Annotated in this window: 21 protein-coding genes; 11 read left to right on the top strand and 10 right to left on the bottom strand. The window is 37.7% G+C overall.

The window, feature by feature from the left end; genetic code table 11:
• Positions 1-128: 128 nt before the first annotated feature.
• Together BANA01_RS27185 and BANA01_RS27180 are read left to right on the top strand one after the other, a co-directional pair.
• Positions 129-1,343 (top strand): CaiB/BaiF CoA transferase family protein, encoded by a 1,215-nt coding sequence (locus tag BANA01_RS27185; protein WP_063255481.1) that lies wholly within the window; start codon positions 129-131, stop codon positions 1,341-1,343.
• The gene (locus BANA01_RS27180) at positions 1,340-2,551 is read left to right on the top strand and encodes an acyl-CoA dehydrogenase family protein (protein ID WP_063255480.1); all 1,212 of its coding nucleotides are present in this window, start codon (positions 1,340-1,342) and stop codon (positions 2,549-2,551) included. Before BANA01_RS27185 ends, BANA01_RS27180 begins: the two co-directional genes overlap by 4 nt.
• Positions 2,552-2,654: 103 nt before the next feature.
• Here BANA01_RS27180 and BANA01_RS27175 read toward each other — a convergent pair whose 3' ends face one another.
• Positions 2,655-2,963, bottom strand: coding sequence for a DUF3870 domain-containing protein (locus BANA01_RS27175; RefSeq protein WP_063255479.1), 309 nt, complete (start codon positions 2,961-2,963; stop codon positions 2,655-2,657).
• A 412-nt stretch (positions 2,964-3,375) separates the two neighbouring features.
• Between BANA01_RS27175 and BANA01_RS27170 the strand changes: the two genes are divergently transcribed.
• The 3 genes from BANA01_RS27170 (at position 3,376) to BANA01_RS27160 (ending at position 6,396) form a co-directional block, all read left to right on the top strand.
• On the top strand, positions 3,376-4,065 hold the full coding sequence (locus tag BANA01_RS27170) for a hypothetical protein (protein WP_063255478.1): 690 nt from the start codon (positions 3,376-3,378) through the stop codon (positions 4,063-4,065).
• A gap of 215 nt (positions 4,066-4,280) precedes the next feature.
• Positions 4,281-5,513 (top strand): aminopeptidase, encoded by a 1,233-nt coding sequence (locus tag BANA01_RS27165; protein WP_063255477.1) that lies wholly within the window; start codon positions 4,281-4,283, stop codon positions 5,511-5,513.
• Between the two features lie 385 nt (positions 5,514-5,898).
• The gene (locus BANA01_RS27160) at positions 5,899-6,396 is read left to right on the top strand and encodes an LURP-one-related/scramblase family protein (protein WP_063255476.1); all 498 of its coding nucleotides are present in this window, start codon (positions 5,899-5,901) and stop codon (positions 6,394-6,396) included.
• 75 nt (positions 6,397-6,471) lie between these two features.
• Here BANA01_RS27160 and BANA01_RS27155 read toward each other — a convergent pair whose 3' ends face one another.
• The 3 genes from BANA01_RS27155 to BANA01_RS29750 all read right to left on the bottom strand — a co-directional run bounded on the left by BANA01_RS27155 (position 6,472) and on the right by BANA01_RS29750 (position 8,040).
• Positions 6,472-7,191: a 3-ketoacyl-ACP reductase gene (locus BANA01_RS27155; RefSeq protein ID WP_063255475.1), complete on the bottom strand. Its 720-nt coding sequence runs from the start codon at positions 7,189-7,191 to the stop codon at positions 6,472-6,474.
• A gap of 222 nt (positions 7,192-7,413) precedes the next feature.
• A complete protein-coding gene (locus BANA01_RS27150; RefSeq protein WP_063255474.1) occupies positions 7,414-7,710 on the bottom strand; it encodes a DUF3243 domain-containing protein in 297 nt (98 codons plus the stop codon).
• 177 nt (positions 7,711-7,887) lie between these two features.
• Positions 7,888-8,040, bottom strand: a complete 153-nt coding sequence (locus BANA01_RS29750) for a hypothetical protein (protein WP_157411902.1) — start codon at positions 8,038-8,040, stop codon at positions 7,888-7,890.
• Between the two features lie 539 nt (positions 8,041-8,579).
• Between BANA01_RS29750 and BANA01_RS27145 the strand changes: the two genes are divergently transcribed.
• Complete coding sequence (locus tag BANA01_RS27145; protein ID WP_063255473.1) at positions 8,580-9,425, top strand: MBL fold metallo-hydrolase; 846 nt, start codon at positions 8,580-8,582, stop codon at positions 9,423-9,425.
• A 62-nt stretch (positions 9,426-9,487) separates the two neighbouring features.
• Here the strand turns inward: BANA01_RS27145 and BANA01_RS27140 are convergent, their stop codons facing one another.
• The 4 genes from BANA01_RS27140 to deoD form a co-directional block, all read right to left on the bottom strand.
• Positions 9,488-10,222, bottom strand: a complete 735-nt coding sequence (locus tag BANA01_RS27140; RefSeq protein WP_063255472.1) for a GntR family transcriptional regulator — start codon at positions 10,220-10,222, stop codon at positions 9,488-9,490.
• Positions 10,223-10,299: 77 nt separating this feature from the next.
• The gene (deoB, locus tag BANA01_RS27135; RefSeq protein ID WP_082799693.1) at positions 10,300-11,478 is read right to left on the bottom strand and encodes a phosphopentomutase; all 1,179 of its coding nucleotides are present in this window, start codon (positions 11,476-11,478) and stop codon (positions 10,300-10,302) included.
• Positions 11,475-12,884 (bottom strand): MFS transporter, encoded by a 1,410-nt coding sequence (locus BANA01_RS27130; RefSeq protein WP_063255471.1) that lies wholly within the window; start codon positions 12,882-12,884, stop codon positions 11,475-11,477. Before BANA01_RS27130 ends, deoB begins: the two co-directional genes overlap by 4 nt.
• A gap of 128 nt (positions 12,885-13,012) precedes the next feature.
• Positions 13,013-13,723 (bottom strand): purine-nucleoside phosphorylase, encoded by a 711-nt coding sequence (deoD, locus tag BANA01_RS27125; protein WP_174524450.1) that lies wholly within the window; start codon positions 13,721-13,723, stop codon positions 13,013-13,015.
• Positions 13,724-14,049: 326 nt separating this feature from the next.
• Between deoD and BANA01_RS27120 the strand changes: the two genes are divergently transcribed.
• Together BANA01_RS27120 and BANA01_RS27115 are read left to right on the top strand one after the other, a co-directional pair.
• Positions 14,050-14,820, top strand: a complete 771-nt coding sequence (locus tag BANA01_RS27120) for a restriction endonuclease (protein ID WP_063255469.1) — start codon at positions 14,050-14,052, stop codon at positions 14,818-14,820.
• 276 nt (positions 14,821-15,096) lie between these two features.
• The gene (locus BANA01_RS27115; RefSeq protein ID WP_063255468.1) at positions 15,097-15,921 is read left to right on the top strand and encodes an aldo/keto reductase; all 825 of its coding nucleotides are present in this window, start codon (positions 15,097-15,099) and stop codon (positions 15,919-15,921) included.
• Between the two features lie 68 nt (positions 15,922-15,989).
• Here BANA01_RS27115 and BANA01_RS27110 read toward each other — a convergent pair whose 3' ends face one another.
• Both BANA01_RS27110 and BANA01_RS30735 read right to left on the bottom strand, forming a co-directional pair.
• Complete coding sequence (locus BANA01_RS27110) at positions 15,990-16,451, bottom strand: GNAT family N-acetyltransferase (RefSeq protein ID WP_063255467.1); 462 nt, start codon at positions 16,449-16,451, stop codon at positions 15,990-15,992.
• 150 nt (positions 16,452-16,601) lie between these two features.
• The gene (locus BANA01_RS30735; RefSeq protein WP_305802804.1) at positions 16,602-17,060 is read right to left on the bottom strand and encodes a CBO0543 family protein; all 459 of its coding nucleotides are present in this window, start codon (positions 17,058-17,060) and stop codon (positions 16,602-16,604) included.
• 450 nt (positions 17,061-17,510) lie between these two features.
• On the opposite strand from BANA01_RS30735, the gene BANA01_RS30710 reads away from it, so the two are divergent.
• The 3 genes from BANA01_RS30710 to BANA01_RS27095 all read left to right on the top strand — a co-directional run bounded on the left by BANA01_RS30710 (position 17,511) and on the right by BANA01_RS27095 (position 20,676).
• On the top strand, positions 17,511-17,645 hold the full coding sequence (locus tag BANA01_RS30710) for a hypothetical protein (RefSeq protein ID WP_268875116.1): 135 nt from the start codon (positions 17,511-17,513) through the stop codon (positions 17,643-17,645).
• 294 nt (positions 17,646-17,939) lie between these two features.
• Positions 17,940-18,626: a response regulator transcription factor gene (locus tag BANA01_RS27100; protein WP_063255465.1), complete on the top strand. Its 687-nt coding sequence runs from the start codon at positions 17,940-17,942 to the stop codon at positions 18,624-18,626.
• Entirely contained in the window at positions 18,601-20,676 is a 2,076-nt protein-coding gene (locus tag BANA01_RS27095) for a HAMP domain-containing sensor histidine kinase (RefSeq protein WP_063255464.1), read from the top strand. Before BANA01_RS27100 ends, BANA01_RS27095 begins: the two co-directional genes overlap by 26 nt.
• Positions 20,677-20,737 lie beyond the last annotated feature (61 nt).

The raw sequence follows: 20,737 nt of genomic DNA, 5'->3' as shown, positions 1-20,737 counted from the left end.
TTTGGGTATTCTCCTGATTTGTCGTTCATCGACCTTTTATACCGTTTTACTAATAATTAACAATAAAATTTAGCAAATATTTTCAAATAGAAGCTTGAATATATGGGATAAGTAGGAGGTGGGAGTTTTTGAAAGGCGCTTTGGAAGGTATAAAAGTATTGGATTTATCGAGGGTACTGGCGGGTCCATACTGTACGATGATTCTTGGGGACCTTGGAGCGGATGTCATGAAAGTGGAGGCTCCGGGAGGCAGTGATGAAACGCGGGGCTGGGGGCCGCCGTTCCAAAATGGTGTAAGTGCCTATTATTTATGCGCTAATCGCAATAAGCGCAGCATCACCGTAAATCTGAAAACCGAAGAGGGAAGAGAAATCATTCGCACTTTAGCCAAAGATGCGGATGTAGTGATTAATAACTTCAAAACCGGTTCGATGGAAAGTTGGGACTTGGACTATGACTCTTTGAAAGCGATCAACCCGAGGCTGGTATATTGCTCCATCACAGGCTTTGGTGAAACGGGACCATATCGGCATTTGCCGGGCTATGATTACATTATTCAGGGAATGAGCGGGCTGATGAGCATTACTGGGAATGATGAAAGTGGGCCAATGAAAATTGGTGTAGCAATGGTTGATATTTTAACAGGTTTATATTCTGCCATTTCAATTGAAGCCGCATTACTGGAAAGAGAGAAATCCGGACAAGGGCAAAAAATAGATATGTCGCTTATGGATACGGCGGTAAGCTCACTCGCCAATGTAGCAAGCAATTATCTTATATCTGGAGCAATCCCAAGAAGACTTGGCAACGACCATCCAAATATTGTACCTTACTCAACATTCAGGGCAAAAGATGGAGAAATGATCATTGCAGTTGGTAACAACCGGCAGTTTGCCACCCTCTGTGAAGTAATGGGAATAAGTGAAATGGCAGCAGATGAACGGTTCCTTACGAATGAAGCAAGGGTTAATCATAAACGTGAACTCACGGGCATTTTAGAAAACCGGCTGCAAATCAAACCTGTCGATGAGTGGATGGAGCTGTTTTCACAGCATAATATTCCGTGCGGTCCTATTGCTATGATGGATCAGGTATTTAATCATCCGCAAGTATTGGCCCGGGAGATGGTCGTTGAAGTAGATCACCCGGAAGCAGGTTCAGTCAAGCTAGTCGGCTCGCCCATTAAACTGTCACGAACGAATACAAAAATAGAACGTCATCCCCCGATTGCTGGGGAACATACCGTTGAAATCTTGCAGCAGGCGGGATATTCACAAGTGGAAATTGAACAATTTAAAAAGAATAATATTATCCAAATTTACCAGGAGGCGTATACGCTATGAATTTTGAATTTTCAGAAGAACAGGTAATGTTAAGGAAAATGGTTAGAAGTTTCGTAGATAAAGAAATTATTCCAAATATGAAAGAATGGGACGAGCAAGGGAAATTCGATCCGATTATTTGGAAACGATTAAGTGAGCTGGATCTTATGGGTGTTTGCATTCCTGAAGAATATGGCGGAAGCGGCATGGATTACAATTCACTCGCCATTGTTTGTGAAGAAATGGAAAGAGGCGATACTACTTTCCGTACTGCTGTATCTGTTCACATCGGCCTAAACAGTTTAACACTACTGCAATGGGGGAATGAGGAACAAAAACAAAAATATCTCGTTCCGCAGGCAAAAGGTGAAAAAATTGGCGCCTTCGGGTTAACGGAACCAGGGGCGGGTTCAGACGTGGCGGCCCTTCAGACAACGGCAGTAAAAGATGGGGATGACTATATTTTAAATGGTTCAAAAACGTGGATTTCCCTTTGCGATGTAGCGGATCATTTCATTGTGTTCGCCTATACGGATAAATCGAAAAAACACAACGGTATTTCCGCATTTATTGTGGAGCGTACCATGCCTGGTTTCTCTTCAAGAGCAATAAAAGGCAAAATGGGTATCCGTTCCGGAAATACAGGAGAGTTATTTTTTGATCATGTAAGGGTTCCAAAGGAAAACCTTTTAGGTTTAGAGGGTGAAGGGTTCAAAATCGCTATGGCCGCACTTGATAACGGTCGCTTTACCGTTGCAGCAGGAGCTGTCGGCCTGATTATGGCGAGCTTGGAGGAAAGTGTAAAGTATTGTCATGAGCGAAAAACATTCGGCAAAGAAATCGGCCGGCACCAGCTTGTACAGCAAATGATTGCAAATATGGAAGCTGGATTGCAAATGAGCAGCTTACTCGTCTATCGTGCCGGTGAGCTTAAAAATAAGGGAGTTCGTAACACAAGAGAAACATCCCTCGCCAAATGGCAGGCTTGTGATTTTGCCAACAAAGCAGCGGACGATGCTGTTCAAATTCATGGGGCTTACGGATTTTCAAGCGAATACCCTGTTGAACGGTTCTTAAGAAACTCAAAAGCACCTGTTATTTACGAAGGAACGAGGGAAATTCATACGATTATGCAGGCTGAATACGTTCTTGGTTATCGTGTAGATAAGACGTTAAATAAAATGCTGCCGGCGTGGCCGTTTGAAAAAGAAACGGTAGAGAGCAGGTAAAGGAATTCACAATGAAAGCATAGAATGAATATAATAGACTTCCCTTGTTAACGGGGAAGTCTATTACTGTTTATGGTCGAACGGGTTCCTTAAAGTCACCGAATTATTGATGAAGGGATTCATATTGTTTATACAAATCCTTTAACGCTGCAATTAGCGCGTTATTGGCTTTTCCTAAGTAACCCTCTTTTAACTCTTCAAGAGGCGTGTCAATGCCATTTCTCAAACTATGGCCTTTTAGCAATCTTGCAATATAATCTCTCCCATGTTCAGTTGCCAGTGTACAAGAAGCCTCCACAATGACCCCATAATATTTATCGATTTCTGCCGTAATAGTCAATGTTTCATAGATACTTCTAGCTGCCATTCCTGTAGGTAATTTCGCATGTCCAGCGATAAAAATGGTATTCATTCGAACACTCTCCTAAATGAGGACTTACTTTTAGAATAATATATATTCAAAGAAATAGTAAGGATAATTACAGCACTCTATATTATATGTTTCCCATCTCAAAGCTGGTTTGTTAATTACACGGTTTATTCACTAAATTGGAGTCATCTAATATAAAGACAGTCTAATAAGACTAGCCAGATACAAAATTGAATAATTGAGAAAAAATCAGTAAATAATAGTTTATTTCTAAGTAGATGCGGGTAAATAAAATTAAGAAACTTTTTTAAATCTCTAGTAGACGGTAAGTGGTTGTATTGGGGTGGTATGGTTTAGCAAATCTGTAACGTTTGCACTATTTTTGAAAAAATAGGGAACATTTCCAATGTTGAAACGTCTTATAAGTATAGGATCCATTTGGGGGGGAGTAAAAATGATGAAGCATGGTTTAATCTTGATCACTTTTTTGATGGGAATGACTGCATGTTCTTCTGTTGATGTTTCTCCAGGTAAGGTAGAACAAACGAATGAATTACTTCCACAAACTATCGCTTTGGAACAGACCAAGTATATTACTGAAAATGAAATGATTGATAGCAACCAAGATATGAAACTGGTAAACAGTGAAAATATTAATAGCGTTGAAACGCAAAGTTCCCTTTTAAATTCTACACAGACACTGGAAGACAATACATACTTTTCACAGGAATCTTTAGAAAGCCTAGTGGACGAAAAGGAAGAAACACCTGCCGAGGATTCTATTATCATTGGCGATACGGAATATATTAAGATATCGCATGAAGAAAAATTTCAGGATTGGTTAACGGTTGCAGAGAAATATGGAGCAGCGCTTTATGCTATCCCCTATTCTGATGTTTTTGCTATTGTAAAAGACGAAGAGGTACTGGTCGGTATGAGTACGGGGGTGGCCAGTGCGGCACCAAACCATATCGATATTCTATGTGATTTGATGGCAGATAAAGGAGAGTATTCATCAGAAATTATCGAGGGCATTCAACATGTGGCTCAAACGGGGGATAGTGTTCAAGTGAACGGTCCGCAGGAATTTGGCGATGATTTTGCAATTAATCAGCAGGATGAGTGGATTGTTGTATCCTGGTAATAAGAAGGGGGGATTTCTAACAGCTTAGAAACCTCTCTTTTTTGGTGGCATGAATATGTAAAAATACACACTTTCATCAAAATTACCTAATGCTAAAACGAATCCTCAATCTATTTTTTAAATCATTTGAAATTTTAATGGTAAAAACTGTACAAAGTTTAAAAATGTCAATTAAAATAGACTCGTTAGTCTATTTATTTTTAGGAGGAGTATCCATGAAAAGTTTTGAAGAGAAATTGGATCAATATGCTGAACTCGTGGTCAAGATAGGTCTTAACATTCAAAAAGGACAGAGATTACTGATAAATTCTCCTATTGAATCTGCGGATTTCACACGGAGAATTACGAAATATGCTTATGAACATGGATGTAAACGCGTGTTTGTCGATTGGGTTGATACAGGTTTAAATAGAATCCATTACTTAACCGCCTCGGATGAGGTTTTAAAAGATTTCATTCAACCATGGGAGATTGAAAAGTTTAACAGCTTGGGAGACCAGAACGACTGTATGCTATATATAGCTGGTACAGATCCTGCTGCATACGCAAATATCCCGCCAGAACGTATTATGTACGTTCAAAAAAATGGAGCTGACAAACTGAAATCATTGGCTGAGAAAAGACTAAGGGGTGAAGTGCCCTGGGCCATTATCGGTGTACCTACGGAAGCTTGGGCAGCGAGTGTTTTTCCGGATTTAAACAAAGAAGAAGCGGTCGCGGCATTATGGGAAGCAATCTTTAAAACTGTCAGAGTGGACCAACCGGATCCAATCGCAGCATGGGAGGAGCATTCTGCTACCCTTACGAAAAAAGTGGATTACCTGAACGAACAAAAGTTTAAGACGCTGCATTATAAATCAAAAGGAACAAATCTTTCCATCGATCTACATCCTGATCATAAATGGGTCGGTGGTGGACATCCATCTACTTTTGGTACTATGTACATTCCAAACCTTCCAACCGAGGAAGTGTTTACGACACCACATAAATTTGGAGTAAACGGTACCGTCGCTAGTAAAAAGCCTTTATCTGCTTTAGGAAACTTAATCGATAACTTTACCATAACATTTAAAGAAGGAAAAGTTGTAGATTTTACTGCTGAAAAAGGATACGAGACATTAAAGCAACTTATTAATATGGATGAAGGTATGTTATACCTCGGTGAAGTGGCTCTAGTCCCACATGACTCGCCAATTTCTAACTCTGGTATCATCTTTAATAATACCTTGTTTGATGAGAATGCTTCTTGCCACCTGGCTATTGGAAACGCGATTTCTATGGCGCTTCATAATGCAAAGGATATCAGCACGGAGGAGTATGAGGAAAAAGGTATTAACCAAAGCAGCGGACACACTGACTTTATGATTGGTTCAGCGGATTTAGAAATCGATGCTGAGTATCATGATGGGAAAAAGGTTCCTTTGTTTAGAAATGGTAACTGGGCATAACAAGTTGGAATTTGAAGGGAGAGGAGTAAATATGCCTCTCTCTTTGTGAAAAATTAATCGAGACAATCCTCGACAAAAAATTTTCTAGGAAATAACAGAAAGGTCGTTAATTAAAAGGGTTTAGTGCACTTTTAAACAAACGATTGATTGGAAATAATATGATCTGATTTTGTCGAGTTCACACTCTTTGAGTAGACGAGAAAAAGCCACTGTTTCGGCTCACAGTGGCTTTTTCCTATGATATCTTGCTGAATTTCATTCCAAACGTTAAAATCTCATAACCTTTTTTAGGAATAAATCCATAATTTTTTATACATAATCATAAAGGATTTTTAAGGTGAACAATAATATACTTTTAGTAAGGTCTTATCAAAGGAGGTTATGTATGAAGCAACTTTATATAAAGCAGAAGGTACTCAGTCTCAATGGCAAGTTTACGGTTAAGGATCAGCAGGAGAAGGATGTATATTTCGTAGAGGGCAGCTTTATGCAAATTCCAAAAACTTTCTCCATCATGAATTCAACAAGAGATGAAGTGGCGCTCATTACAAAAAAGACGTTTAGCATGTTACCAAAGTTTTTTGTTGAGGTGAATGGCCGAGAAGTGTTAACGATAAAGAAGGAATTCTCCTTCTTTAAAGCACGCTATACAATTGAAGCGGCAGGTATTGAAGTAAATGGTAATTGGCTGGATATGGACTTTCAGGTATTACAGCATGGTAAAGTCGTTGGGACGGTAAGCAAGGAGTGGTTCACTTGGGGCGATAGCTACAAGGTTCAAGTATTGAATGAAGAGATGGAAACCATGGTGATTGCGCTCGTTGTCGCCATTGATTGTGTGAAGGCTGACCAAGCAGCTGCTTCATCAGGAGCGACTACTTAACGGACGTATGTACATAAGATAGGGACGGTTCTTGTGGTCATAAGCATATTAAAACTATAAGAACCGTCCCTTTGGTTATGATGGATTCGTTGACCACAGTCCTGCCGTTTTTAGGACAACTCTTGGATGAAGCTTTAAACCTGATACAATCAGGTCAGCTAAATCTTCAGGGTGCATCACTTTTTCTGAGTCGCCCGTAATGAGATTGGTATCATAGGCTAAATCCGTAGCGACTGTACTTGGTGTTAGTGCTGTCACCCGAATATTATGCTTTCTAACTTCAAGCATGAGCGATTCTGACAGTCCAAGGACAGCGAATTTGGATGCACTATATGCACTTGTAACTGGAGCTCCTTTTTGCCCTGCAGAAGAAGAGATATTGATGATATCCCCGGATTTTCGTTCAATCATTCCCGGTAAGACAGCTCTAGTAACATTATAAACACCCATTACATTTACCCGGATAATGCTTTCCCACTCTTCAGGAGATAACTCTAAAAAACCTCCAAATTTGGCAATCCCTGCGTTGTTAATTAAAATATCAATAGACTCGAGGTCTGATTGTATATGCTCTACAGCATGTTGAACGGACGTTAGATCAGCTACATCAGCTGCTGCAGCAGAAACGTTAACATCATATGAAGCTAGTTCAGCAGCCACTTTTTCCAGGTTAGACATATTTAAGCCGATTAACCCTACATTGACACCTTCTTTGGCTAAAGCAATGGCTGTAGCTCGGCCAATTCCTCTTCCAGCCCCTGTGATGATTGCGTTTTTTCCTTTTAATGAGATCATCTGTACACTCCCTATGTTTACTAATGAGTCATTTCACAAGTATTATCTCCATATTTTTCAAATTCATTACGAATAAGGTTTTACCGAAGAGTCCGAATTCCAACTCAACAAGTAAATAATCAGATTCTCATAATGGGGAAATTGCTTTTTGTCTCAAGAAAATAGCCTAGTCTATAGAACTAGGCTATTTCTGTATTTCTGCCAAAACATTTCTGTCTGCTACTATTGTTGTACTAACCGGACAAGCATATGAGCCAGTTTATGCTGCTCTTCCTCCGTCCCGACTTTCCAAAGCTCTTGCAATAATCGCTCCTCGGTATTCTTAGGAGACTCCTTGGCCGCGAGGTAATCGGCTACTTTCTGAGCCGAGTTGGCTAACTGCTCTTCATCCATACCTAGCTTTTTACCTAAATTAACTTTACCACTAAGATATTCCCTGAAATCATCAAAGCTTGTTAAGGAATCTCCATTCTTATAAATCTGGTTTTCTATTTGTTTCTCATCTAACTGATTGTCCATGAATATCACTCCTTTAGATTGTTTTCATGTGCTTGTCTTGTACATTCCCTGTTCCTTCTTAAATAAAACCTATTATAAAAGGTTTCCTAAAAAAGGTTGATAGGAGCATTGAAAATCAGAACAGACGAGAAAAAGGCCACTGATTGGGCTTTTGCTCACAGTGACCTTTTACTATCATTAAGATATCTTGCTAAACTTCATTCCAAAAGTTAAGATTTCATAATTGTTTTTAAGAATAAATCCATAATTTTTTTTATGGTCAATCACGATATCCTCATCTAGATGGCTAATCACCACTGGGTCGATTAGAATCGTAATTCCATCAATCATAAAACTCTCTTCATTGCTTATTTGCTCAACCTGAGCAAGTTCGTACTCATAGGTGGCACCTCAACCAGTCGTTCGGATTTGAACCAGCTTAATGAGGGGCTCTTCACCAAGTAGATTTTTTAACTGATGCTTTGCGTCTATCGTAAGCGTAACCTTCATTTTTTTCACCTCAATCTAATAATACCCTGTATTGAATATTCCTAACAATTTAGGTGTAACATTTTCAATATATTTATTTTTGAAAAAATAAATAATGATAACGCTTGCATGAATATTTAGTATATTGAGAAAATATTCATTGCGTGCTACTATTACAATAGTTTAAATTCTTCAGAGTTTAGACCTCCTAAATGGAACTTAGTCTAGACCACTAAGTTCTGCTTTGGCCTTTGATTAACCAATCAGAGGTCCTTTTTCATTGTTTGCTGTGGATGATCAGATTGATATCATGTATGAATTAAAAAAGGCTATTTTGGTATTATAAACCTGTAATCATTCGAATAATTGGTTTTAAAAACACACCGAGAGAAGGCAGTTAAATGTTGAAACAACTAACAAACAGAGTATATTATATGCCGCATTATTCAGATACGGATCGTCCTGCCTTGGGATTGATATGTGGGGATACCTTTAGTGTCATTATTGATTCAGGGAATTCACCTGCACATGCAAAGGATTTCCTCGCGTTAGTAGATAAAATGGATATACGGCCTGTCAAGTTTGTGATTATTACTCATTGGCATTGGGATCATATTTTTGGCATGAAAACGATGGGATTCGTATCGATTAGTCATGAGGATACGCAAAAGAAGATAGCATATTTGAAAACGTTAAACTGGGATGATGCCTCATTGGATGCACGTGTTGTGACTGGCGAAGAAATTGAGTTTTGCAGGGACATGATTAAACGTGAAATGCCTAACCGCGATCATTTGGAATTGAAGGTGCCGGATCTAGCCTTTACGGATAAAATAGCGGTGGATTTAGGCGGTGTGAACTGTGTCATTGAGCATGTTGGCGGGGTTCATGCGCAAGATTCTTCTATTATTTATATTCCTGAAGAAAAAGTAATGTTTTTGGGGGATTGCATCTATCAGGATTTTTATAGCGGCGAATGGAGCTATGACCTGAATGAACTTGTTATCCTATTAGACAAAATCAAAAAATACGATGTTGAGATGTATGTGACCGGGCACCAGCATCCAAAAACACGTGAAGAAATGTTGGGATTTTTTGATGATCTTACGAGTATCGGGGAAATTGTGGCGAAAGAGGTCTCACTCGATAAAGCTGTCACTGCCTTTACCGAAGCGCGAAAGGAAAAGCCGAGCGAAGAACAACTCGAGTATATTCAAAACTTTGTTAATGGAAATCGGAAGAAATGAAAATGCAGCAAGGCCGGTTCTCATGGATTGAGAACCGGCCTTGTGGTCTTTTTTCAAAAGTTTTAACTGTATATATTCAATTTTATGTTCGAGAACTGTTGGGGGATATAAAATTTATTATGGATGATTGGATAATCACCATTATTGTAAAGACTTTCTAATAGGATAAAGCACTCATTTTGGCCGATTAATTTTTCATTCTTATCGGCAACATTCACGGTATGTGTATATTTTATTTCAATTTCTCCATGGTTGGCATTCTCATATACTTGATTTTCTAGAAAATTCAGCAGCTGTTCTTCATTATTTAAATCCAGAGATAAACTTTCTACGGTTTCCATGGACATAAACGTAAACGCATACGCTACTAAGTCATTTCCCATTCGATACAATCGTTCAATTGCAACAACTTGAGACGAATCTCTTTTTAATACTTGTTTTGTGTATTCTGTATCCTCATCGAAACGATAATTTGTATCTATTCGGTCAAAGGTGCTTATATGACACTTATGCATGGGATTACTTAATTTTTCTAAATGAACATCCTCTTGTTTAACGAATGAATTGACCACAAAATTCCCTTTACCGCGTATATTTCTTACGATTCCATCATCTTGCAAGAGTGCCAGCGCTTGTCGTAAAGTAGCCCGGCTGATCCCTAGTCTGCTCGCTAAGTCTGGTTCTGACGGAAGTTGGCTGTCTACAGGGAATATTCCTTTCTTAATTTGAAGAAGGAGCTCGTCATACACATTTATATATAGTGGTTTTTTCAATTGAGCATGTTTAGTTGTATTCATTCATTTCGTTTCCTTTTCAGCAAATTTAACAAAGAACCCCAAAAAACATGTTTTGGGGTTCTTTTTATCGTAACATATTATTTTAGGAATGGTAAGAATGAATCACCGTATTCAGGCATATTCACTTCGAAATTATCGGCAATCGTTGCCCCAATATCAGCAAATGTATCATTTTCAGGTAATTTGCCAGAATCCTTCAATTTTTTCGAATAGGCTAAGACAGGAATAAATTCACGCGTATGGTCTGTACCCGCAAATGTTGGATCATTCCCATGGTCAGCCGTAATGATTAATAGATCATCCTCAAGGAGTGAATCCAATACTTCGTCTAAACGTTGGTCGAATGCCTCTAATGCTTTTCCATAGCCCTCTGGGTCACGGCGATGGCCATATAACGCGTCAAAGTCGACCAAATTTAAGAAGCTCATCCCTGTAAAATCTTTCTTGATAACGTCGAGCAATTTGTCCATTCCATCCATATTGTCTTTCGTCCGAATGGATTCAGTAACCCCTTCACCATCAAAGATATCATTAATTTTCCCAATGGCAATGACATCAAAGCCGCCGTCTTGCAGGCTATTCATAACTGTTTTTCCAAATGGTTTCAATGCATAGTCATGACGATTGGAGGTTCTTGTGAAATTCCCAGGGTTGCCCACATAGGGTCTCGCAATAATTCTACCGATTAAATAAGCAGGGTCTTTTGTGATTTCCCGAACCTTTTCACAAATATCATATAATTCTTCGAGCGGAATAATTTCTTCATGGGCTGCAATTTGCAGAACAGGGTCAGCTGATGTATAAACAATCAAATCGCCCGTTTTCATTTGATGCTCCCCATATTCATCAATAATCGCTGTCCCGCTTGCAGGTTTATTCGCTACAACTTTACGACCTGTTATTTCTTCAATCTGTTTAATTAGTTCGTCTGGGAATCCATTTGGGTAGACATTAAATGGTTTGTCGATATTCAAACCCATGAGTTCCCAATGTCCTGTCATCGTATCTTTGCCCACTGATTTTTCTTGTAATTTTGTATAATAAGCAAGAGGTTTATCTGCTTTTGGTACACCCAAGATTTCTTCAATATTGGATAGTCCTAATTTAGCTAGGTTCGGTACATTTAATCCATTCATATGCTCTGCAATATGCAGGAGCGTATGAGATCCTATATCATTAAATTGCTCCGCGTCTTTTCCTTCCCCAATACCTACTGAATCCATGACTACCAAGTGTATTCGTTTAAACTTCTTCACGCTGCTCGCTTCCCTTGATTTAGAATGTTATTGTCTTTTTTACGGCCAACTAAAGCCCAGAATAAAACGATCGCAAATAGAGCAATAGCTGCAATAATAAGGATAATGGAACCATAGTTCAATGCTGCTGCATTATCTGTCGTAAAACTCAAGAAGCCAAATTGTAAATCTTTCTTATCAATTAAGAACGCAGAATAGGTGAAACCAGCTGACATCGCAATATTGATACATAAATTATAGAATCCTAATGCAGTCCCAGCTTTTTCAACTGGTACATTTTTAATGCTAGTATCGATTAATGGCGCATATAACAAAGCAAAGCTGCATGAGAATAAAATAAGAGAAATAACAAATACAGTAATCGATGAATCTACAAAGATGGAGCCCATTAAAATACTGATTGTAATTAAGCTCATCGCTAAATAAACACATTGTAAACTACTTAAATATTTCCCGATTTTTCCTGATAATGCACCTACCAATGCTGCTAACAAACAAGCTGGGATGAACATCAATGAAACAGTATCCAGTTTGATTTCATATACAGTCGTTAATAGGAATGAGAGTGTATTTAACGCATATGCAGCATAGGTAGAATAAATGATAAATGCCACTATTAATACGAATAAAAATTGTTTGTTTTTAAAGAATTCAATGGTAATAAACGCATTTTTCTTTTTACTTATATATAGTAAGAACACAATAACAGCTGCGACGAAGAGGATAAATAGTCCCCAATTGAAATAGCTCATGTACAACATGATGGAAGTTGCCACTGTTGCGATTAAAATAAGTCCAATAAAGTCTACATTATTTTTCTTTCGATCTTCTTTTGGTAAATATTTGAGAATGAATGGCAGTAATAATAAGCTTAGTAAAGGAATTAAAAACAAGTTTTGCCATTGCAGATACGTAGAAACAAATCCGCCAGTTAATATCCCGATCACGGTCGCAAGTTGGTAACTACTTGTACTAAAGCCCATATATTTTTTTTGCTCTGCTGGACTTGCGTATTTTGCGACAAAGATTAAGTAAAGTGTTTCCGTTGCCCCTAAACCAGCAGATTGGATGATTCTTGAAAAAACAAGTAACCAGTAATTATCGGAAACAATATAACCAAGTAAAGAACCCGCGCAAATTAAAATGATACCGGCTACTAGTAAATTCCGTACACTAATCGAATCAGACAAAGAAGAATAAACTACTGCACCGATTCCAATTACCAAACCTGCAAGCGTTACTTGCCAGCTGACAGTACTTGCGGATACGCCAAAATATTTTACTAAATCTGGAGAAATAATTTTAAAAGAGTTATCAATTACGAGTGAAAAAATCATTAGAAGTAAGACGACCGGAACCGTTTTACTTAAGTTTACAACCGGTTTGTTTTCAATTGAACTATTCATGATAGTACCTCCAGGATAAATTCCGAACAAAGTTGATTAACAGCGTTTTCAATATATGGATGATAGCAAGCTTCCTTCACGACAATGGCCGGGAAGGAGGCTTGTCTTTTATGTTTAATGGATAAAAGTTAAGCTAATTCTAATGCGATTTCCATCATTTTTGTAAAGGCAGTTTGACGTTCTTCTGTTGAAGTCTGTTCTCCTGTGATTAAATGATCACTCACCGTTAAAATACATAATGCATTAACACGCGCTTGAATCGCATTCCAATATAAAGATACAGATTCCATTTCAACACTCAATATCCCCATGTCTTGCCATTTTTTCATAGCCGTTGGATCCGCGCTATAAAAGATTTCACTGGATAAGATGTTTCCAATATGAACTTTCTGTCCTTTTTCGTCCGCTACTTTCTTTGCTTTTTCTAAAAGCTCGAAAGAAGCCGTTAATGGAAATTGTCCAGGTAAATTAAATTGGTGGCCATAATTGGAATCCGTTGCCGTTCCCATACCTAAAATCACATCATATAAATCTATGTTTTCCTGCATGGCACCACATGTACCAATTCGGATTAAGTTTTTTGCACCAAAGACATTGATTAATTCCCAAGAGTAGATCCCCATGCTTGCTGGGCCCATTCCAGTCCCCATAACAGAGATTTTCTTTCCTTTGTAAGTGCCTGTATATCCCAACATTCCTCTTACTTCGTTAAAACACTCGGCATTTTCTAAAAAAGTTTCCGCAATAAACTTGGCTCTTAATGGATCTCCTGGTAACAGTACCGTTTCAGCTATTTCTACACCATTTGGTTTAATGTGTGGTGTTTCTTTTGTATTCATCATCATTTTTATTTGCTCCTTTGGTTTAAAATTATTCTTTTTAGACATGTCTATTTTTTATACAAGTTAAAAATAGCACACCTTTTTATTTGATGCAAGCACTTCCAAAAAATACAATAGCGGCTCATTGTAACTCCATTTCTTTATAGATACATGATACATTTCGTGAATATTCGACAAGATTATTGCTAACTAAACGTTTGATTAAAACAGCCTTGACCTCCTTTGGAAAGGGAACTCTATGCATTTTACTTTCAAAAAGTTTGTCGAGGAATTATTTGGCAAATGTTAAAATAGACATAATAAGTGAAACGGGGGAATGAAATTTGGCGAAGAGAAGAACGAAAAAACAACAGAAAGAGATAGAAGACGGTATAAAACTATTGCTTATACTTGTTGCAGGAGCTTCTTATTACTTTACCAGAGACTATGTTATAACTGGTTGGATGGTGGGACTAACGTTCATTGCGGTTATTGTTTTTGCTGTCTACCAAAATAAAAAGAAAAAGGAACGACTAAGCAAATCTGGTATTAAAGATATAGATTCAATGGACGGCATTCAATTTGAGTATTATTTGAAAGAGTTGTATCTTAGTAGAGGTTTTGGTGTAGAAGTAACAAATGCCAGTGGTGACTATGGTGCGGACCTTTTACTGACTAAGGCGGGGAAAAAGATTGTAGTTCAAGCCAAGCGGTATTCCAAGGATGTTGGAATCAAGGCCGTTCAAGAGGTGATTGGCGCCAAGTCTTATTATAAGGCTGATGAAGCTTGGGTTGTTTCGAATAGCTACTTTACGAAAGCAGCAAGGGAATTAGCCAATAAAGGCAATGTTTTGCTGGTGGATCGAGATAAATTGATAGATTTTATCCTAGTGTTTAACCCATCAAGCCAAATGAGGGATTCGGCTGAGGTGAAACTGAGTGAATCTAGTAGTCATGGTTTAACCTGTGTTAAATGTGGAAGTCCGATGGTTTTAAAGACGGGTAAGCGAGGGGCATTTTACGGCTGCAGCGGTTTTCCAAAGTGCAGGTATACAAGGGACAATCTGAAGACAAAAAAAGAGATTCGGCCAGTAGCCGAATCCAAAAATATATAAATAGGGGAGTTATGAAAAAGATAAAGTTTTAGGCTTCCTCTTCATGTTTCTATAATACCCCCTAATCATGACTAAACTATGAACAAAAATTTAAAGATCTATTAATGATTTTTATAAAGTGTATTCAAGAAGAGGCAATAGTGAATATGATGGTGCCAGTACTTTATCAAAAAAGGATGCATAGAAAGGCAAATAATAGTAAATAAAATAACAGGTATGATACGATATACACCTATAAAAAGTAAATACATATCCATTCAAAAAGGAGAATGAAGCATGAATTTTGTTACGCTAAATAACGGACTAAAAATGCCTCAGCTGGGATTCGGTGTTTGGCAGGTTCCAGACGATCAGGCAGCAGAGTCAGTTGCCATCGCACTAAAGGTTGGCTATACCTCTATTGATACGGCGATGATTTATAAAAATGAAAAGGGCGTAGGAAGGGCGATTGCTGAGTCTTCCGTTCCTCGTGAAGAGTTATTTATTACTACCAAGGTTTGGAATAGCGATCAAGGTTATGATAATACCTTACGTGCCTTTGACGAAAGTTTAGGAAGACTAGGATTGGATTATGTTGATTTATATTTAATCCATTGGCCAACTCCTAATTTTGACCAGTATGTGGACACTTATAAGGCATTAGAAAAGCTATATCATGATGGCCGCGTGAAGGCAATTGGGGTTTGTAACTTTGAAATTGAGCACTTAGAGCGCATTTTAAAAGAATGTGAAGTTGTGCCGGTATTGAATCAGATTGAGTGTCATCCCTACCTTGCACAAAATGAATTAAAAGAGTTTTGTGCAAAACACAATATTTTTGTAGAAGCATGGAGTCCTCTTGACCAGGGTGGAGAGGTGCTGCAAGACGAAGTTATTCAAAAAATTGCAGCCTCACGCAGCAAAAGTCCAGCACAAGTTGTGTTGCGCTGGCATTTACAAAATAACACCATCGTTATTCCAAAATCTGTTACACCATCAAGAATCGAAGAAAACTTTAACGTCTTTGATTTCGGACTAAGCACAGATGAAATGAATGAAATCGATAAACTTAATCGTGATCGACGCAAAGGTTCACATCCGAACGACATGCATGCGCGATAACGTTTCAGAAGCTTCCACAGTTAAAGCCTGGCCATCGCCAGGCTTTTTAGTTTTATTATTTTTGCAGCTTATAAACCTCTTATAGAATAGATTAATTCATCCTCTAGGGCCTTGATCACTTTACCTGTATCCTTAAAACCAGCTGATACATAAAGCTTTTTGGCCTTTTCATTTTGAGGAACAAAGGTGATAAATATTTCGTCACATTTAAATTGATTCACCATTTCTTTTATGACTAAGTTTAATGCTTGCCTGCCAAACCCATTTCCTTGAAATTTGTAATCAATCATCATTCTACAGATTTCATAGCCAGTAAGTTCATCCGAATACCCATACATTGTAAAGCCGATGGGTGTATCGTTTTGATATATGGCTTTCACTGTCCAATTCTCTTCCATACTGGCCTGCGCTAAAGACAAACAATTTGACGCAATGGTTTTTTCAAATACTCTGTTCTTTTGATCTTCTGCACTGCAAAGTCTAACAATGTCCAGCCAGTTTTGTTTATTTACTTCTTTTAACGTAATCATTTCATTTCCCTCTAATCGTTATTTTTCACCTTTAATAAATTCTCCTTTTGGCGAAAAAAACCTTTGTTTTTACTATAAATTGTTACCAGAGAGGGATGACGCACCTGATTCAAAATTGTTCAGAAAAAAAATACCGAGCAATCTACCAGATTAACTTGATTGTCTTACCGAAAATTTCCTAATGAAACTCATAAGGAACCTGACCAATATAAAGGATAAGGAAATGGAAAAAAAACTGTGGAAGGAGGTCCACGATTTTTTATAGGTAATTAACTTTGTGTTTTTTTCAATCCAATCTTCCGCTAATGCTGAGGGAGCACTAAATAATATGCTTTTTACAATGATCCCTAATGGACTTGAGTTTTTGGTTGCTTGATTAAAATACATGCAGCTTACAGGAAAAAGTAGATAACTAAACAAAACACTAATATCAAAGGTTTTAAATAAGTTTACAGGATACTTAAGATACCCTTTTTTCACTAATATGTTGTCTAAAAACGATGCAATATAACTTTTCAATAAAAAAATAATCAGCCAATCCTTTATAGGGGGCTTTCTAACTGCATGTAAAAAAGTAAAGATTCCAAAGATGAATAATATCCTTAACATTTTAATTTCAAACTTTTTACCCATTCTACCTCTCCTTATTTGTTTTCATTAGTTTTACCAAAAGAGAGGAAAAAACCATTTTTACAAATGGATTTCCTAATGCGTAACTTATTAAGCTAGCTCAGTTATATGCAGCAACTCATTTTTATTTTTCGTTGTTGATTTTCGTATAGGGTGAGGATTCATAGGCGGAGAATTTCCGGCTATTGATATAGAAGGACCTTACGAAGCAAATATAAGCGGAGATATTCCGTTTAACTGCTTTAAATAAGAAAAATCCCATGGATTTGGATACAATAAGCGGAAAAACTCTGCTTATTTTTAAGGAAATATAGGTATTTTTGAAAATAAACGAAAATTCTCCGCTTATTTTCAAAACTCAGTAAAATCAACATTCAGTAGCCATTTTTAAAGGGAAAATTGGACATATTATCCGTAGGGGGTGATAAAGTGGACAACAAAAAAGAAACTTCCGAAGAAAAAGAAAAATACATTCGATTAGAAAATGACCGGCATAATGATAATGCTAGGGCAGCTGCGGCTCCTGAATCAAATACCCCAAGAATTAATACCGATAATCTTTAAAATCGGGAAACCGAATCCAAACGAAACCTACACCTATCAACGCTTGGATTAAAACCCAGGCGTTTTTCATTTCTCCCCGTTTGTATCCTTTTTCTAAAATTCATCTTGGCTCTGTTAAATAAACAGATTTATAGTATTCGGCTGAATCAAAGTAAACTATAATTTAAGTTGAAAAATGCTAAGAAAATCTTAAGATTTTCATCAAGTGTTTGTTAAGATTTCATGGGTATGATGATCCTAGTAGCGAAAATAAAGGAGATAGGATATCCATTACATAGTCGGGGGTTGACGTTCGTGAACATATTGGTCTGTGATGATGATAAAGAAATTGTGGACGCAATTGGAATTTACTTAGAAAATGAAGGCTATCAAATATTTAAAGCTTATGATGGAATCGAGGCGATTCAAGTGATCGACCAACGGGAGATCCATCTTATTATCATGGATATTATGATGCCGAGGATGGATGGAATAAGAGCGACGATGAAGATTCGAGAGGATAATAAAATACCATTGATTATGCTATCGGCTAAATCGGAGGATTATGACAAAATACTAGGCTTAAATATAGGTGCGGATGACTATATCACCAAGCCTTTTAATCCATTAGAGCTGATTGCGAGAGTGAAATCACAATTGCGAAGGTATACGACCTTTGGAGGCGTTGAAACCAAAAGTAATGTATACAAAACGGGGGGGCTCGTCATCGATGATGAAACGAGGACCATTACGGTCGATGGGGAGGCAGTCCACCTTACGCCGGTGCAATATAAAATCGTAAAGCTGTTGACCGCAAACGCCGGCAGGGTCTTTTCGATAGAGGAAATCTATGAAAAGGTATGGAATGAAACCGCCTTTAGTCCGGAAAATACGGTAACCGTTCATATCAGAAAAATTAGAGAGAAAATTGAAATTAATCCGAAAGAGCCTAAATATTTAAAGGTGGTGTGGGGAGTTGGATACAAAGTTGAAAAAATATAGCCACTTACTGGCAACAAAGATCATTATTTTTATTATCATGATTCTCTGTTTTACAGGTGCCATCAATGCAGTTCTAGAGGTAGAAATAAAAAATGATGGTGATTTTGGAGTTGTTTTTGAAGACGACTATTATCTTAGCAGGGCATTTGTCGAGGAGGGTGAAACGATCACGGGCGACTTAACTAGACTGCTAGGGGAATTTAAGAATGAAGAAAATATCGTAAACGGCGGGACCATCAGTGAGGAAGAGTTACGAAGTGAAGAAGAAATCCTTTTTGAGGATTATCACCTACAATCAAAAAATTACAATCCGAATTTAAGTGAAGATGAAAACTATAAAAAGTTTAAAGAAGAATATGCAGATAAGATCTCTCATGCAAAAGATATGCTGATAAAAAATGATATAAGGGAATTTCATGTAACGCTTCAAAAGCTAGGGAAGGCTGAAGGGTCACTGTATTACGCTAGTGATGGTGTCAATGTGTATACGAACACCACGAAGACAGAAAAAGGACAGTTTAAAACCTATCCTGCTTATATGGTTTTTGAGAACTATCAAAAGGAAATTTACCCAAAGGAATTAGAAGAGAATCAATACGTAGATCGGATTACCCAGAGAGTGGATGAGTTGAATCCCGAAAACCAAGTGCTTTATGTGTCGTTTACGGAGAAGTTTTTAAATTCTAAGATAAAAGAGTGGAATGAGAATAAAGAGCTTGCTACCAAAAACTTTTATCTTCTACTTATATGTTTGGCAGGGTTTATTGTTTCTTTTGTTTATCTTGTACTCGTAATCGGCAGAAAATCATTTAAGGATCAAGAACTGCACGTACATGCATTTGATAAACTCTATAATGATATTAATATCGTGATTTTTATAGCGCTGATAGCATTTTGGGTGGCCATGCTAGAGGAATTATTTAATGATAGTAATATAATCATCCTACTCCTGACGATTCCGCTTGCTGCCTTGGGATTCGGGCTTGTTCTATCACTCGTGAAACATTTAAAAAATAGAACGTTTTTCAAGCATACCTTGATTTATACGATCATCAGTAAATTGGTTCATTTTATAGGAGATGTTTACAAAAGCGGAAGTGTTGGGGTAAAGACGGTCCTAATCGTTGTGGGATACCCGCTATTGGTTGCGGCAACGTTTTTCATGTTTCCGATAACCATCGGTCTTGCTGCTTGGTTTGCACATAAGAAAATCAAGGCATTTCTAGCGATTAAAGAAGGGGTAGAGAGAATTAAAGATGGAAATCTTCATCATAGCATTGATGTTGGTGGAAAGGGAGAATTTGCGGGACTCGCTGCTAATATTAACAGCATCACGGATGGTTTGAAAAAAGCGGTTGATAGCGAATTAAAAAGTGAGCGGTTAAAGACGGAGCTTATCACAAATGTGTCTCATGATATCAGAACCCCGCTGACTTCGATTATTACCTATGTGGATCTATTGAAAAATGAACAGGACCCATCAAAGGTAGAACAATATATCGAGGTACTGGACCAAAAATCAAAGAGGCTAAAAATCCTAACAGATGATTTATTTGACGCAGCAAAGGCTACAAGTGGAACCATTCCGGTTCAGTTTGAGCGAATTGATATTATCTCACTAATCAGCCAGGGCCTTGGGGAAGTGAATGATAGAATTGAAGATTTAGATTTAATGTTTAAGTTTCATCATCCTCAGGAAAAGGTATATATTGCGGCTGATGGAAAATTACTCTGGAGATCCATCGAGAACGTACTATCCAATATCTTCAAATATGCCCTTCCAGGGTCAAGGGTCTACATCGATATCGAAGAGGCAGGAAATGAAGTTCTTCTCACCTTTAAGAACATTTCAGCCTATGAGTTAAATATTTCAGCAGACGAATTAATGGAGCGTTTTAAAAGAGGCGATGAATCGCGGTCTAGCAATGGAAGCGGGTTAGGGTTATCGATTGCGAAAAGCCTGATTGAAATACAAAAGGGTAAATTCATGATTCAAGTCGATGGGGATTTATTTAAGTCGATGATTTGTTTACCTAAATATAGTGAATAAATACCTGAGCCAGGCGGCAGCCTGGCTTTTTCCAGTTGGATTTGAGTGGTGGTGTGTGGAA

The sequence above is a fragment of the Neobacillus niacini NBRC 15566 genome, from assembly GCF_001591505.1.
In the GTDB taxonomy this organism is placed as follows: Bacteria; Bacillota; Bacilli; order Bacillales; family Cytobacillaceae; genus Neobacillus; species Neobacillus niacini.
This window is presented reverse-complemented; position numbering and strand designations above follow the sequence as displayed.